15 protein-coding genes are annotated in these 15642 nt (G+C 59.1%); 1 reads left to right on the plus strand and 14 read right to left on the minus strand.

Features of this window, described 5'->3' with window-relative positions; all coding sequences use genetic code 11:
- Positions 1-2 precede the first annotated feature (2 nt).
- Positions 3-89: an IS3 family transposase gene (locus GDJ93_RS02500; RefSeq protein ID WP_226812388.1), complete on the plus strand. Its 87-nt coding sequence runs from the start codon at positions 3-5 to the stop codon at positions 87-89.
- Between the two features lie 116 nt (positions 90-205).
- Here GDJ93_RS02500 and GDJ93_RS02505 read toward each other — a convergent pair whose 3' ends face one another.
- The 14 genes from GDJ93_RS02505 to GDJ93_RS02570 all read right to left on the minus strand — a co-directional run bounded on the left by GDJ93_RS02505 (position 206) and on the right by GDJ93_RS02570 (position 15479).
- Entirely contained in the window at positions 206-1234 is a 1029-nt protein-coding gene (locus tag GDJ93_RS02505; protein ID WP_006236139.1) for an ABC transporter ATP-binding protein, read from the minus strand.
- A complete protein-coding gene (locus tag GDJ93_RS02510; RefSeq protein ID WP_117564867.1) occupies positions 1235-2326 on the minus strand; it encodes an ABC transporter ATP-binding protein in 1092 nt (363 codons plus the stop codon). It abuts the gene before it with no gap.
- Between the two features lie 2 nt (positions 2327-2328).
- The gene (locus GDJ93_RS02515) at positions 2329-3264 is read right to left on the minus strand and encodes an ABC transporter permease (protein WP_152067641.1); all 936 of its coding nucleotides are present in this window, start codon (positions 3262-3264) and stop codon (positions 2329-2331) included.
- 14 nt (positions 3265-3278) lie between these two features.
- A complete protein-coding gene (locus tag GDJ93_RS02520) occupies positions 3279-4316 on the minus strand; it encodes an ABC transporter permease (protein WP_152067642.1) in 1038 nt (345 codons plus the stop codon).
- Between the two features lie 156 nt (positions 4317-4472).
- Positions 4473-6149, minus strand: a complete 1677-nt coding sequence (locus tag GDJ93_RS02525) for a peptide ABC transporter substrate-binding protein (RefSeq protein ID WP_225093366.1) — start codon at positions 6147-6149, stop codon at positions 4473-4475.
- 295 nt (positions 6150-6444) lie between these two features.
- Positions 6445-6699: a preprotein translocase subunit SecG gene (gene secG, locus GDJ93_RS02530; RefSeq protein WP_006236144.1), complete on the minus strand. Its 255-nt coding sequence runs from the start codon at positions 6697-6699 to the stop codon at positions 6445-6447.
- A 163-nt stretch (positions 6700-6862) separates the two neighbouring features.
- Positions 6863-8416, minus strand: a complete 1554-nt coding sequence (gpmI, locus tag GDJ93_RS02535; protein WP_152067644.1) for a 2,3-bisphosphoglycerate-independent phosphoglycerate mutase — start codon at positions 8414-8416, stop codon at positions 6863-6865.
- Between the two features lie 5 nt (positions 8417-8421).
- Entirely contained in the window at positions 8422-9189 is a 768-nt protein-coding gene (gene tpiA, locus GDJ93_RS02540) for a triose-phosphate isomerase (RefSeq protein WP_022094882.1), read from the minus strand.
- A complete protein-coding gene (locus GDJ93_RS02545) occupies positions 9182-10372 on the minus strand; it encodes a phosphoglycerate kinase (RefSeq protein ID WP_006236149.1) in 1191 nt (396 codons plus the stop codon). Before GDJ93_RS02545 ends, tpiA begins: the two co-directional genes overlap by 8 nt.
- 140 nt (positions 10373-10512) lie before the next feature.
- Positions 10513-11538, minus strand: coding sequence for a type I glyceraldehyde-3-phosphate dehydrogenase (gap, locus tag GDJ93_RS02550; protein ID WP_152067645.1), 1026 nt, complete (start codon positions 11536-11538; stop codon positions 10513-10515).
- Between the two features lie 193 nt (positions 11539-11731).
- Positions 11732-12661 (minus strand): DNA-binding protein WhiA, encoded by a 930-nt coding sequence (gene whiA / locus GDJ93_RS02555; protein WP_152067646.1) that lies wholly within the window; start codon positions 12659-12661, stop codon positions 11732-11734.
- A 6-nt stretch (positions 12662-12667) separates the two neighbouring features.
- On the minus strand, positions 12668-13588 hold the full coding sequence (rapZ, locus tag GDJ93_RS02560; protein WP_022094878.1) for an RNase adapter RapZ: 921 nt from the start codon (positions 13586-13588) through the stop codon (positions 12668-12670).
- Positions 13589-13686: 98 nt separating this feature from the next.
- Complete coding sequence (locus GDJ93_RS02565) at positions 13687-14373, minus strand: N-acetylmannosamine-6-phosphate 2-epimerase (RefSeq protein ID WP_022094877.1); 687 nt, start codon at positions 14371-14373, stop codon at positions 13687-13689.
- A 140-nt stretch (positions 14374-14513) separates the two neighbouring features.
- Complete coding sequence (locus tag GDJ93_RS02570; RefSeq protein WP_152067647.1) at positions 14514-15479, minus strand: ROK family protein; 966 nt, start codon at positions 15477-15479, stop codon at positions 14514-14516.
- Between the last annotated feature and the right edge of the window lie 163 nt (positions 15480-15642).

Below are 15642 nucleotides of genomic sequence, written 5' to 3' on the forward strand. Positions count from 1 at the left end.
TCGTGGTCCATTGGAACACGAGGAGGCGCCAGGTTAAACTGAAGGGACTGACCCCGGAGGAGTTCCGGAGACAGTCCCTTGCGGCGTAGTTCTTATTTAAGCCGTCCAAGTTTTGGGGTGCAGTTCAGTGCGCAGCGGGGGTTTCTTGCATGTCGAGGACGTTCTGAAAAATAACTTCAGGGCGGGCCCGAACGATAACAACCGACTACAGGTCGATGTGCGATTCCTTGATCGGGAACGGCTCCGCGAAGTGGCAGGCGCAGCAGTGACCCGGTGCGACTTCCTTAAACTCGGGAAGCTTCTCAGAGCAGATACCCTGCGCAATCGGGCAGCGGGTGTGGAAACGGCAACCGGTCGGCGGATCCAACGGTGACGGCGGATCGCCGGCGAGGATGATGCGCTTGCGCGTCTTCTGGATATCAGGATCGGGAACCGGCACGGCAGACAGCAGCGACTGCGTGTACGGATGGTGAGGCTCGCTATAGAGCGTCTTCCAGTCCGAAACCTCGACCATCTTACCCAGATACATAACGGCAACGCGATCGGAAATGTGCTGCACGACAGACAGGTCGTGAGCGATAAACAGATACGCGGTACCGAACTTGTCCTGGAGTTCCTTGAGCAGGTTCAGAACCTGGGCCTGAATGGACACATCCAAAGCGGAAACCGGCTCGTCGCAGATGATCAGCTTGGGCTTCAAAGCGAACGCGCGGGCGATGCCGACACGCTGACGCTGACCGCCGGAGAACTCATGAGGATAACGGTTGATGTGCTCGGGGTTCAGTCCGACAACGTCGAGAAGCTCGCGGACGCGCTCAATGCGCTCCTCCTTGGTGCCCACGCCGTGAATGGTCATGGGCTCGGAGACGATCTCACCGATGGTCATACGAGGGTTGAGCGAAGCATAAGGATCTTGGAAGATAAACTGCATCTCGCGACGCATGTCCTTGATCTCATGCTTGCTCATCTCGGCAACATCTTTACCCTGGAAGAACACCTTACCAGCCGTCGGCTTGGTCAAGCGCATGATGGTGCGGCCCGTCGTGGACTTACCGCAACCAGACTCGCCAACCAGACCGAAGGTCTCGCCAGGATAAATCTCAAAAGAGATGTCATTTACAGCAGAGACGACACGCTTGGAAAAACGCTTGGCGAACATGCCGGACTCTGCGGGGAACTCCTTAGAGAGGTGCTCGACCTTCAGCAGTGGAGTGCGCTCGTTATTGTCTGCCATTTACGCCTCGCCTCCCTTCTTGGAATCCTTGCGCGTACGGGACGTCTCAGGAGCGTTCTTGAGGAACTCGGGGTCACCGGAGTAGTGGCACGCAGAGTAGTGACCAGACTCGGTGACAACGCGCTCGGGGCGCTGCTTGCGGCACTTATCGGTCGCATAGGGGCAACGAGGCGAGAACACGCAGCCCTCGGGCAGGTTCATGAGCGAAGGCGGGTTGCCATGAATCGGCGTAAGCGGCTTCTTCTCATCGATGGCCTGCTCCGGGATGGAGCGGATAAGGCCCCAGGTGTAGGGGTGGCGGCTCTCGTAGAAGATTTCCTCAGCAGTACCGAACTCGACGGGACGGCCGGCGTACATAACCATGATCTTGTCGGCCATATCAGCAACGACGCCCAGGTCATGGGTGATCATGATGATGGCGTTGCCGTTCTTCTCCTGCATTTCCTGCATAAGCTCAATAATCTGAGCCTGGATGGTAACGTCCAAGGCAGTCGTGGGCTCGTCGGCAATCAGAATATCGGGATCGCAGGCAAGAGCCATAGCGATCATGACGCGCTGACGCATACCGCCAGAGAACTGGTGGGGATACTCATTGACGCGCTTCTCGGGCTCGGGAATGCCAACGAGGTCCAAAAGCTCGGTGGCGCGCTTGAGTGCCTCCTGCTTGGAGTAGCCACGGTGCAGACGAAGGCCCTCGCCCACCTGCTTGCCGATCTTATAGACCGGGTTCAAGGAGGTCATAGGATCCTGGAAGATCATCGCGATATCGTTACCGCGAATGTGCTGCATCTCTTCCTCGGTCATCTCGAGGATAGAACGACCGCGATAGCGAACGTCGCCGCCCTCGATCTTTCCCGGAGGCATCGAGATAAGACCCATGATGGTCATGGCGGTCACGGACTTACCGGAGCCGGACTCACCGACGACGCCCAGGGTCTCGCCGCGATCGAGCGTGTAGGAGACACCGTCGACAGCGCGAACGACGCCGTCCTCGGTATGGAAATACATCTTAAGGTCATCGACCTCGAGCAGATGCTGGCCCTCGGGAACCGGCTGGTCCTTCAGGTCCACATAGTTCTTGTTCTTCTTCATCCTTATGCGTCCTTCATCTTGACGTCGAGGGCGTCGCGCAGACCGTCACCCAGCAGGGTGAAGGCGAGCACCGTCGAAAGAATTGCCAGACCGGGCATGATCATCATCCAGGGAGCAGTCAGAAGATACTGCTGACCGTCCTGAATCATGGAGCCCCACGAAGGCGTAGGCGGAATAACGCCCATGCCGAGGAAGGACAGAGCGGACTCGGTCAGAATGGCGCCACCAATGTTCATGGTCGCGTAGACCACGATGGAGGCGACAGAGTTCGGGAAGATGTGACGCACAACGATACGAGCATCAGATGCACCCATCGCGCGCGCAGCGTCAACATAGTCGTTTTCCTTGACCGTCAAGATTGCAGAGCGGAAGACGCGCGCAATCGAAGGCCAGCCGAGAATGCCGATGGCAAAAAAGACGTTCTGAAGACCACGGCCGATAACGGCGATCATGGCGACAACGAAAAGCACGTACGGGAACGCCAGGAAAATATCCGCACAGCGCATGATGATCGTATCCCAGATGCCGCCGTAGAAACCGGCCAGAGCACCCATGACCAGACCAATCACCGTGGAGATCGCAGTGGCCATAATGCCGACGGACAGCGAAACACGTGCACCGTAGATAACGCGAACGAGAATGTCACGACCAAGGGCGTCGGTGCCAAACGGGTGCTCTGCACACGGAGCCATCAGCGACGTCTGGGCCATGGTGGTCGAGTCGGAAGCCGTCGGCGAACCGAGCCAGGGCTTAGCCCACAGATCTGCGGTCAGGGCAACCACAACGACGATGATGATCCAGCAGACACCGATAACGGCGAGCTTGTTCTTACGAAGACGCTTAAAAGCGTCGCCCCACAGCGTGCGGGACTTGGCGGGAGCAGATGCGGCCTTGGTGGCGGTAGCCTGCTCCTGAGACTGAGAATCAGTTTCCTGCATGAGACGTACCTCCCTTAGGCCTTATCCGACGGACCGCCAAGGCGGATGCGCGGGTCGAGGAATGCATAGCTAATGTCGACGAGCAGGTTGATCACCATGATGACGACGACGATGAGCGTAACGCCGCCCATAACGATGGGCCAGTCACGCATGCTAATGGCGCGATAGACCTCATAGCCGATACCGGGCCAGTTAAAGACCGTCTCGGTCAGGATGGCGCCCGAAAGCATGCCGCCAAAGTCGACACCAATATAGGTAACGACGGGGATAAGTGCATTCTTAAGCGCATGCTTGATGATGATCGCGCGATTGGAGAGACCCTTGGCTTTTGCCGTACGGATGTAATCCTGGTTCATGACGTCAAGCAGCTGCGAGCGCATAATGCGGGCAGCATAAGCGGTCGAAACCGAAGCCAGCGTAATGGTCGGAAGCACATAGTGCATCCAATCCTGATACTGAGAGCTGGCACCGCCGGCACCCGAGATCGGCATGGAGAATGCACCGCCCGTGGCGTCCTTGAGGATGACGCCAAAGAACAGCTGCAGCAACATACCGAGCCAGAAGGCCGGGACCGCAACGAGGATCGACGTGGTGAGCGTTACCAAAATATCCCAGAAGGAATAACGCTTTACCGCCGAAATGATACCCGCACCGATACCCATGATTGCCTCGAGCACGATGGCGCACGCGGCAAGTTTGACCGTATACGGATACTTCTGGGCAAAGATTTCCGTAACCGGCAGCTTGCGCTGATACGAATTGCCCAGATCGCCATGAAGCAGGCCGTTCATGTAATACAAGTAACGGTCCACGAGCGACGTTTGAACGGGGTCGCCGTTCTCGTCAAGGATCGCGTTGCCGTCCTCGTCCGTCTGGACCAGGTGATAGCGGACGCGAAGCTGAAGCTCCACCTCGGGGGACAGAGCCTTGTCTCCACCGATCAGCTTGATCGGATCTCCCGGCACGATATTCTGGAGGGCGAACAGAATCAGCGTAACGCCCAAAAACACCGGGATGAACTGAAGCACACGTTTAACGATGTACTTACCCATACCACTCCCCTATCTAGGGATTAACCTAAATGGGATGCCGATCGCCAGACCGGCATCCCAAAATTACCATCAGCCAGTTTACCCCAGGTTAGGGAGAACTGTATGTTTCCCATGAGGTCTACGTAAATACTTGACCCTCACGGAAGCTGCAAACTCTTAGGCGAGCTCAGCGGTACCCAGATCGGCGTGCTTCTGCGGATCGACATAGAGGTGCTTGATGCGATCGGAGCCGGCGATGGTGTGCGTGTAGAACATAATCGGGATGACCGGGCAGTCGGCAGCGACCATTGCGTCGGCCTCCTGCATCTTAGCGACGCGTTCCTCGTCGTCAACAATAGTACGAGCCTCGTCGACCTTGGCGTCGAACTCGGGGTTGTTGTAACCGGAGCGGTTGTCGCCACCGAGGGAGTCGGAGTGGAACAGCGGATACAGGAAGTTGTCCATGATCGGGTAGTCGGCAATCCAACCCAGACGACCGAACTGATAGTTAAAGTTCTGATACTGCTCGAGCAGGGCAGACCACTCAGGGGTATCGGAGACAGCGGTAACGCCAACCTTGGCGAGGTCGCCGATGATGGACTCCATGATCTCCTTGTGACCGCCGTCCTGGTTGTAGGACAGGGTCACGCTAATGCCACGATCCCCGTTAGCGCCAGCGGGAGCAACCTTGTCGAGGTACTCGTTAGCCTTGTCGACATCGTAGGCGCAGAACTCCCATGCGCCCTCCTTGTAGCCATCGATGCCCGGAGGAACAATGCCGTCGGCAGGAGTACGGGTACCCTTGAAGATGGTCTTGCAGATGGCCTCACGATTAATGGCCAGGGAGATGCCCCTACGCAGGTCGGCGTTGTTGAACGGCTCGGCCGTGGTGTTGCAGGTCAGATAGTACGTGGAAGGCTCGGCGCCGAGCAGCATGCGCTCGCCGTCACCCATGGTGTAGCCGTCCTTGGACACGCCGCGATCCTTCTTGGCGGCATCGATCTGAGCGACGGGAACGTCGCAGACATCGAGGTTACCGGCCTGGAACTCCTTGTAAGCGGTCTCCATGTCCTTGATGACCTGGAAGTGGATGCCATCGATCTTGGCCTTGTCGCCATAGTAATCGTCGAACTTCTTGACGTTGATCTCCTGGCCATCCTCCCACTTGCCGTCCATCATGAACGGGCCGTTACCGACCGGGGCAAGATAGAAGCTCTTGACATCGGACTCGGCGCACTCGGGAACCGGGGCCAGAGCCGGATGAGAGGCGACGAAGGGGAAGTCAGCGTAAGCGGAAGACAGCTTGACGACGAGGGTCTCATCGTCGGGGCACGTAACACCGCTGAGCTCAGTAGCGTTACCGGCAAGCAGGTCGTCATAACCCTCGACCATGGAAAGGTGATAGGAGACCTCGGAAGGGCCGTACTCGGTAGCGATGGCCGACTTGGTGTTGACCAGACGCTCCCAACCGAGCTTGAAGGACTTGGAGGTAACGTCGTCACCGTTGTGGAACTTGGCCTTCTTGATCTTGAAGGTAAACTCGGTGGCGTCGTCGTTGGACTCAAAGGACTCGCAAGCCAGCGGAACGATCTCGCCCTTCTCGGCGTCGTAAGAGGTCAGAGCGTCAAAGAGCTGATACTCGACCTGAGTGCCCTGGTCCTCCTGGACGTTGTAGGGGTCGATGCAGACCGGGTTGTTGATGTAGAAGTTCAGCGTCGAACCGGACTCAGAACCGGAAGCGTCGCCACCCTTCTTGCCGCATGCGGCAAGAAAAGCCATGGAGCTCGCAGCAAGGGTACCGCCAACGAAGGCGCGACGACCCATAACGGGCTGGTGGAACATAGAATCAGCCATGCCATCCTCCTTATGAGATAGGACAAAGAAATGTTCAGTCGGACACATGTCGAGACAATCCGATCCGAACCATCAAAACGCCGCCCGTCGCTATGGCTGGTTATGCACAACGGACCAACGTTTCGCAATACAGTAGCGCATTTTATGCACGATTTGGGGCTAATTCCGGTCAACGGTCAAGAATTTCTTTAGTTGGGCGAAGTATGTGGGGATATTTTGACTCTGTTACAAATTTGTAAACAAAAAGGGTCCCGCACTTGCGGAACCCTTTTCAATTATTTTATGCGGCTCGTGTTTAGTAGCCCACGATGCCTTGCGGGAAGAAGAACATGCACAACACGACGCACACGGCAAACACGACAGCCATGATGACGGTCAGGCGATCGAGGTTCTGCTCCATAACGCCTGTGGCAGAGCTGGAGTTATACAGCGAGCTAGCGATCATATCCGAAACGCCGGTGCCCTTACCGGAATGCATCAGGACGAGAATCGTCAGCGCCACGGCAGAGACAGCCCAAACGACAAACAGAAGAATCTGGAACGGACCCATAGATAAGCTCCTTAATAGAACAATTCAAACTCCAGTACTGTACCACAATCCCCCGCTCTCCCCTACCTGCCACTCGGGGACGGGGCAGATATGGCAGAAATACCAAAAAAGGGTTGCCCGAATATGGACAACCCCTTTTCAAAGAAACGCTTGGCGTTTTCTCTTAGGCCTCGGTGGCGAGCACGCGACCCGTCATCTCGGCGGAAGGCTCAATACCAGCCATGGTGAGCATGGTCGGAGCGATATCGGAAAGACGACCGTCCTCGATACCGGTGAGCTGTGCCTTCTCATCAACGATGATGAAGGGCACACGGTTGGTGGTGTGAGCCGTAAACGGATGCTTGGAACCGTCAGAAGCAACGTCAAACATGTGATCGGCGTTGCCGTGGTCGGCGGTAATCAGCGCAAAGCCGCCCTTGGCGAGAATCGCCGGGACAACCTTGGACAGGGCATCGTCAACAGCCTCGACGGCCTTAACGGCGGCGTCGAAGACACCGGTGTGACCAACCATGTCGCAGTTTGCGAAGTTCACGATGTAGAAATCAGCGCGATCCTCGTTGATGGCGGCGACAAGCTTCTCGGTAACCTCGGGAGCGCTCATCTCAGGCTGCAGATCGTAGGTAGCGACCTTGGGGGAAGCGACGAGCACGCGCTCCTCGCCCTCCTTGGGCTCCTCGATGCCGCCGTTGAGGAAGAACGTCACGTGGGCGTACTTCTCGGTCTCGGCGGTGTGCAGCTGCTTCAGGCCGTTGGCGGCGATAACGTCGGCCAGGACGTTCTCGGGGAACGTCTTGGGGAAGGCGACCTCGACGTCAAACGTCGGATCGTACTCGGTCATCGTCACAAAGTGCGAAAGCTTGATCTGCTCGCGCTCAAAGCCGTCGAACTCCTTGTCCGTGAACACGCGGGTCATCTGACGAGCGCGGTCGGGACGGAAGTTGAAGAAGATAGCCGCGTCGCCCTCGTGGATGCCCTCGTTGTGGGCAGCGAAGGGCTCGACGAACTCGTCGCCGCGCGGATCCTTCTCGTAGTAGGCCTTGATACCGGCAACGGGGTCGGTATCAGCATCGGACGCGTTGACCATGACGTCGTAGGCGCGCCGGATGCGCTCCCAACGATTATCGCGGTCCATGGCCCAATAACGGCCCGAGACGGTGGCAACGCGAGCGTCGCAACCGGTCTCCTCGGAGATCTTAGCCAGGAAGGCGCAGAACTCACTCATGTAACCGGCACCGGACTGCGGGTCAACGTCGCGGCCATCCATGAAGGCGTGGACGCGAACGGTCTTGACACCGTGCTCGGCAGCCATCTTGACCAGAGCCTCGACGTGGTTCATGTGAGAATGAACACCGCCAGGGCTCATAAGGCCCATGAGGTGAAGGGTCTTGCCCTCAGCCTTGACATCGTCCATAGCCTTGACGAAGACCTCGTTCTTGGCAATGGAGCCGTCCTTGATGGCATTGTTGATGCGCGAAAGCTCCTGGAACACGATGCGGCCGGCACCGATGTTGAGGTGGCCTACCTCGGAGTTGCCCATCTGACCGTCGGGAAGGCCCACGTCCTCGCCCGAAGCGCCGAGCGTGGTGTGAGGATACTTCTCGTACAGGCTATCAAGGAAGGGCGTCTTGGCAGCGGCGACGGCGTTCTCGCCATCGGCCGGAGCCAGGCCGCAGCCGTCCATGATGATCAGAAGTGCAGGAAGATGACGCTGTGCCATATGTCCTACTCGCCTGCCTTGACGACCATAGAGGCGAAGTCGGCAGCCTTGAGCGAAGCGCCGCCCACGAGGGCGCCGTCAACGTCGGGCTTGGCGACGAGCTCAGCGATGTTGCCGGGCTTGGCAGAGCCACCATAGAGAACGCGGATGCCGTTAGCGAGCTCCTCGCCGAACATCTCCTTGAGGGTCTCACGGATAGCGCCACAGACCTCCTGAGCGTCCTCGGCGGTAGCGGTCTTGCCGGTGCCAATGGCCCAGATGGGCTCGTAGGCGACGACGACCTGCTTGGGGCAGGTGATCTCAAGACCAGCAAGGCCAGCCTTGACCTGGTTCACGACGTGCTCGACATAGGTGCCAGCCTCGCGGACCTCGAGGGACTCGCCGCAGCAGAAGACGGGAACAAGACCGGCGGCAACGAGAGCCTTGGCCTTCTTGTTCTGGTCCTCGTCGGTCTCGTGGAAGTAGTCACGACGCTCGGAGTGGCCGATGATGCAGTAGGTGCAGCCAGCGGACTTGAGCATGTCGCAAGAGGACTCACCGGTGAAGGCACCCTTGGCCTCCCAGTACACGTTCTGTGCACCGAGGGCGATGGGGGCAGCCTGAATGCGGTCATGAACCGTGGTGATGTCGATGGTCGGAGGGCAGACGAGCACCTCGACGCCAGCCGGAACCTCGGGCAGAGCCTGAGCCAGCTCGTCGGCGAGCTTGGCGGCCTCGGCGACGTCGTTGTTCATCTTCCAGTTACCAGCGATAAGAAGGGTGCGATTAGGCATCGAGAAGCGCCTCCACTCCGGGCAGGGCCTTACCCTCGACGAGCTCCATGGAAGCGCCACCACCGGTGGAGATCCAGCTCATCTTGTCGGCCAGGTTAAACTTGTTGACAGCTGCGACAGAGTCGCCACCGCCGATGATCGAGGTGCAGTCGGCCTCGGCGACAGCCTCGGCGATAGCCTGGGTACCGTGAGCGAAGTTGTCAAACTCGAAGACACCCATGGGGCCGTTCCAGAACACGGTCTTAGCGCCCTTGACGGCCTCGGCGTAGAGCTCCTCGGTCTTGGGGCCGATGTCCATGCCCTCACGGTCGTCGGGGATAGCGTCGGAAGCGACAACCTCGGGGACAGCGTCCTCGCCAAAGTGATCGGCAACGCGGTTGTCGATGGGGAGCAGGATCTTGACGCCCTTCTCCTCGGCCTTCTTGAGCATCTCGCCGGCGCGCTCGACCCAGTCCTCTTCCTTGAGGGACTGACCGACGGACAGGCCCTGAGCCAAGAAGAAGGTGTAGGCCATACCGCCACCGATGATCAGGGTGTCAGCGGAGTCGATGAGGTGATCGAGAACGCCGATCTTGGAGGAAACCTTGGAACCGCCGACGATAGCGACGAAGGGGCGCTCGGGCTCGGCGAAGATGCCGGTCAGCGTGTCGACCTCCTTCTCGAGCAGGAAGCCGGCGACGGCAGGCAGGTAAGCGGCGGGGCCCACGACGGAACCCTGGGCGCGGTGAGCAGTGCCGAAGGCATCGAGAACGAAGACGTCACCATAGGAAGCGAGCTTCTTGGCGATCTCGGGATCGTTCTTCTTCTCACGCTTGTCGAAACGGACGTTCTCGAGAACGAGGACCTTGCCCGGCTCGACAGCGGCGACAGCCTCGGCAGCCTTCTCGCCATACGTGTCGGCAACAAAAGCAACGTCAAGGCCAGAGAGCTCAGCGAGCTTCTTGGCGACAGGCTCGAGGGAAAGCTCGGGCTGGAAGCCAGTGCCCTCAGGACGGCCGAGGTGGCTCATGAGGATGACGCGAGCGTTGTGCTCAACGAGGTAGTTGATGGTGGGCAGGGCAGCCTTGATACGGGTGGTGTCGCCAACGACGCCATCCTTGATAGGCACGTTGAAGTCAACGCGGACGAGAACGCGCTTGCCGTCGACATCGATGTCGCGGACGGTCTTCTTGGTAAAGGCCATGTTTGCTTCTACCTTTCGTACGTGTCTGCCTCCCATTACGGCAGACGATTTCTTATAAAAAGGGCGCGACCCTAGGGTGTAAGCCCTATGAGGCCGCGCCCTTCTTTAGACGCTCAACGAGCTATTCGCTAAAAGCTAAATTAAGCAACGAACTTCTCGAAGTACTTGATGGTGCGGACCATCTGAGAGGTGTAGGAGTTCTCGTTGTCGTACCAAGAGGTGACCTGAACGAGGGTCTGGCCGTTGCCGAGGTCGGAGGCCATGGTCTGCGTGGCGTCGAAGATGGAGCCGTGAGTCTCGCCGACGATGTCGCGGGAGACGATCTGGTCCTCGTTGTAGGCGAAGGTATCGGGGATGGTCTCGGCGTAGGCCTTCATGGCAGCGTTGACCTCGTCGACGGTGACCTTCTTATCAACGACGGCGTAGAGGTTGGTCAGCGAGCCGGTCGGCGTCGGGACGCGCTGGGCGGCACCGATGAGCTTGCCATTGAGCTCGGGGAGAACCAGGCCGATGGCCTTGGCAGCGCCCGTGGTGTTCGGGACGATGTTCTCGGAGCAGGCGCGGGAGCGACGGAAGTTGCCCTTGCGCTGCGGGCCGTCGAGCGGCATCTGGTCGCCGGTGAAGGCGTGGATGGTGGTCATGATGCCGGACACGATGGGAGCGAAGTCGTTCAGACCCTTGGCCATCGGGGCGAGGCAGTTGGTGGTGCAGGAAGCAGCGGAGATGATGTTGTCCTCAGCGGTCAGCGTCTCATGGTTGACGTTGTACACGATGGTGGGCAGATCGCTGCCGGCCGGAGCGGAGATGACGACCTTCTTGGCGCCAGCGTTGATGTGGGCCTGAGCCTTAGCCTTGCTGGTGTAGAAGCCGGTGCACTCGAGAACGACGTCGACGTCGAGGTCGCCCCAAGGCAGGTTGTTGGCGTCGGCCTCCTTGTAGATCTTGATCTCCTTGCCGTCAACGGTGATGGAATCCTCGCCAGCAACGACCTCGTGATCGCGAGCGTAGTTGCCCTGCGTGGAGTCGTACTTCAGCAGGTAAGCGAGCATATCGGGAGAGGTGAGGTCGTTGATAGCGACGATCTCGGAGCCCTCATGACCGAACATCTGACGGAAAGCCAGACGACCGATGCGACCGAAGCCGTTAATAGCAACCTTTACTGCCATTGTGTCTCCTTTCGTAAGGCCCCCGCGAGCTACAGCGCCCGCCGTTGAGGCCCACAAACTAACCACTCGCCTAATATACCTTTTTTTTGACTTGAATTTCACGAGAATGCTCGAAATTGAAAATCAAATTTACGTTAAAACGTTTTAAAGAATAAAATAGCAGCTAAATCCGTATATAAGTCGATACTTCAAACTACTTGTTTGCTTCAATGAGCTTTTCAAGCCTCAAAACGCGATGGTACAGGGCAGACTTCGACAAGGGAGGGTCAGCCATCTCGCCCAGATCGCGCAGCGACAGATCGGGATAGCGCTCGCGCAGGTCGCAAAAGACTGCCAGGGCGTCCGGAAGCGTGTCGCGCAAACCCCGCTGTTCGAGCTCATCGATCAACGCAAGCTGATGCTGGGCGGCACCCGCACTTCTGGTCTGATTGGCCAGTTCGGCATTCACGCGACGGTTTACGTCGTTCTTAACCAATTTGACCGCGCGCGCCTCCTCAATCTCGGCAACGCTGCGCTTGGCACCAATCAGCTTTAGGAGCTGCTCGATCTCCTCGGCGCTCTTAATGTAGACAGCAAAGGATCCGCGCCGCGCGTTAACGCGCGCATGGACCCCAATCTGCTCCAATAGATCGCAAAGTCCCTTGGCATATTGCTCGCCCTGCACCGCGATCTCCAAATGAAAGTCGCCGCGGGGATCGGCCACGAAACCGCCGGCGATGAGCGCGCCGCGGATGTAGGCAAGCCTGCAGCAGGGACGGGCAACGATGTGCCGGGGAACACCAGCGACGAGCCCTCCCCTGCGGTCGAGAATGCCCAGCAGCACCAGAGCCTTGTCCAGGTCGGGCTGATCGGGCAGGGTAATGAGATAGTTACGGACCTTATGCAAGACCGATTTACGAACGGTGAATTCCGTTTTGAGCTTAAGGATGCGATGCGTCAGCGTGATCATCGTGCGCGCGACGGCACCCGTCTCGGTCGCGACCGTCAAACGATACCGCCCGGAGCCGGCCAGCGAAAGTGTGCCGCTCACACGCGTCAGGGCGGCAAGCGTCGACAAATCGCAGTATTCACATTCGGGTTCGCAGCGCGCGAGCTCGTCACGCACCTCGGCGGTAAACGACATGCAGACCTATGCTTTCGTGTTGGCGCGCGACAGGTCGCGATGGGAAATGCTCACGTGATATTGGGCGCCTTCCAAATAACGTGCCGTGGCCTCGGCGATGGCAACGCTGCGGTGTTGACCGCCCGTGCAGCCGATGGCAATAGAAAGCTGTGGCTTGCCCTCCGCGATATAGCCGGGCATGACCGTATCGAGCAGTTGCGTCCAGGCCTTCCAGAACTCCTGGGTCTTGGGATGGTCCAGAACAAAGTCGGAGACTTTCTTATCGAGACCGGTCATGGTGCGCATCTCAGGATCGTAGAACGGATTGGGCAGGAAGCGAACGTCGATCATAATGTCCGCCTCGACGGGCATGCCGTGCTTAAAGCCAAACGAGAACACGTGAACGTCCATGAGCTGCTGGTCGGACAGCTCGGAGAACGCCATGCGCAATTTGTTGCGCAGGGCAGAGGTGCGCAGACGGCTCGTGTCGATGATCATATCGGCTCGATCGCGCACACCCTGCAGCTGCAGGCGCTCGCGCTGAATCGCATCGGCCGTAGTCTCCCCCGGCTTGGCAATGGGGTGGCGGCGGCGGTTTTCGCTATAACGACGGATCAGCACCTCGTCAGAGGCCTCGAGAAACACGATGTCACAGCTCATCTCGCGCTCCTCGAGCGCGGCAACGGCATCGAGCAGCTCATCGAACAAGCCCTGGCTGCGCAGGTCGCAGGTGACGGCAAGATGCCTGCCCACGCCCGTATTGATGCCGACGAGTTCGGCAAGCTGGGCGATCAGACGCGGAGGCAAGTTGTCGATGCAAAAATAGCCCATGTCCTCGAACACATGCATGGCCTGCGTTCGGCCCGATCCGGACATTCCGGTGATGATGACGATATCGGGGATGCGCTCCGAGCGCTCCGCCGCATCCATGGCATCTCCCTTTTGCATGTGTGCCTCCTAAAACAAGCGCGGGACCCGGCCAGCGGATCCCGCGCGATCAATTGCCTTTATTGAGTATACCGCCCCAAGCGGATACGAGGCCTGTCTTACGCCTCAAGCGCAGCCTTGAACCAACTTGTAATACTCGTGGGGTGCGTAATGGCAGTGCCGACGACAACTGCCCAGGCGCCCGCATCAATCGCGGCGCGGGCCTCCTCGGGCGTGTGCACGCGGCCCTCGCAGATGATGGGAAGGCCGGGAAACTCCTCGGTCGCCTGACGCAGGAGCGGCAGATCGGGACCGTCGGCCATGGTGCAGTCGATGGCGGCAACACCGTGAGAAAGCGTAGTGGATACCAGGTCAAAGCCCATATCAACCGCACGGCGAATATCCTCGATGGTGGCACAGTCGGCCATCAGGAGCACGCCCTCCTCGTGCAGCGGACGGAAGGTGTCCTCGACGGTCTTGCCATCGGGACGTGGGCGATCAGTGGCATCAATTGCCACGATATCGGCACCGGCGGCAACGCAGGCGCGAGCGTGGCGCAGCGTCGGCGTGATGTAGACGCCCTCGTGCCCATCCTTCCACAAGCCGATGACGGGGACCTCGCAGCGGCCCTTAATGGCGGCGATGTCGGCAAGGCCCTGGCAGCGAATGGCGGCGGCGCCGCCGAGCTCGCAAGCGCGAGACATTTGAGCCATGGTCTCGGGCGTACGAAGCGGCTCGCCCATATACGCCTGAACGCTCACGACGAGCTTGCCCTTCAGGGATTGAATCAAAGGATCAACGGTCATGTTCGACTCAACCTTTCTCAAAACAGCCTTCTGAGACACCGCACCTTGACGTTCAAACCGTCGCTCGCGTACCGAAGTACGCTTCGCTCCTCTTTCACGTCAATCTGCGGCACCTCAGAAGGCGCACTTGGTAGTTATGTTTACTTCAACGACGCAAGAAGGTGTTCGGCGGCACCGATAAGCGGCGCGTCGCCCTCCAGAGAACCGATGAGGATCGGCGTGTCCTGAAGCGGATCGAGCGCCTGGCTGGAATAGCCCTCGTGCACCGAATCCTTCCACGTCTGCGAACGCCAATCGGGACCTTGGTGAATTACGCCGCCCGAAAGCACGATGACCTCGGGATCCAGGATGTTAGCGAGCGAGCCCAAGCTGGCACCCAGCGCAAAGCCGGCGTCATGGATGACCTCGGTCGCCTTTGCGTCGCCAGCACGGCACAGGTCGTTCACGTCGCGACCGACCGAAGGACGGCTGGGGTCGACGCGACCGAAGCGCTCGTCGTACATACGGCCAATCGAGGTGCCCGAGGCTACCGACTCAAGATGGCCAGAACGCCCGCAGGCGCAGGGAATGCCGGCGGCAGCCGAACACTCGATGTGGCCCATATGGCCGGCAGCACCATGGAAGCCCTGCATCACGCGGCCGTTCTCGACATATGCGCCGCCGATGCCCGTACCGATGCCCAGACACAAGACGGAGAACTTGCCCTTGCCGACGCCCCAGTGGGCCTCGCCCAGAGCATGAGCCTGCACGTCGCCCACCACGGCAACGGGGAGACCAAGGTCCTCGCGCAGGCGCGGCCCCAACTGAACGCCGGACCAGCCGGGCATGATCTCGTTGGCATACGCGATGGCGCCCGTCTTGGGATCGACGACGCCTGCGGCACCGATACCGACACCGAGAACCTCGACATCGGGATTCGCCTCAAGAGCGGCCTTGATGGACGCCTCGATACGCTGGAAGACGGCCTCGCCGCCCTCCTGGGCCTCAGTAGGAACCTCGGCCTCAAATACGGAATGGGGCACGCTGCCGTCAGCCGGGTACTCCATAATGGCGGTCGCGATCTTAGTTCCGCCGATGTCGACAGAGCAGACGTACTTGTTCTCCATGTCGTTCTCCTTAGGAGATAAAAACAACTACAGGAAATGCGCCGTCAGGCTAGCCGCCACAGCGCGGTAAAGGTTTTCCAGGTGCCCGAGGTTGGGGTGAAAGTGGTCGGGCGTTGACCTAATGGGTCACGCCCGACCACTTGAGCCCCAAGATCGGGTGCCT

Source organism: Collinsella aerofaciens (assembly GCF_902501475.1).
GTDB classification, from domain to species: domain Bacteria; phylum Actinomycetota; class Coriobacteriia; order Coriobacteriales; family Coriobacteriaceae; genus Collinsella; species Collinsella aerofaciens_AL.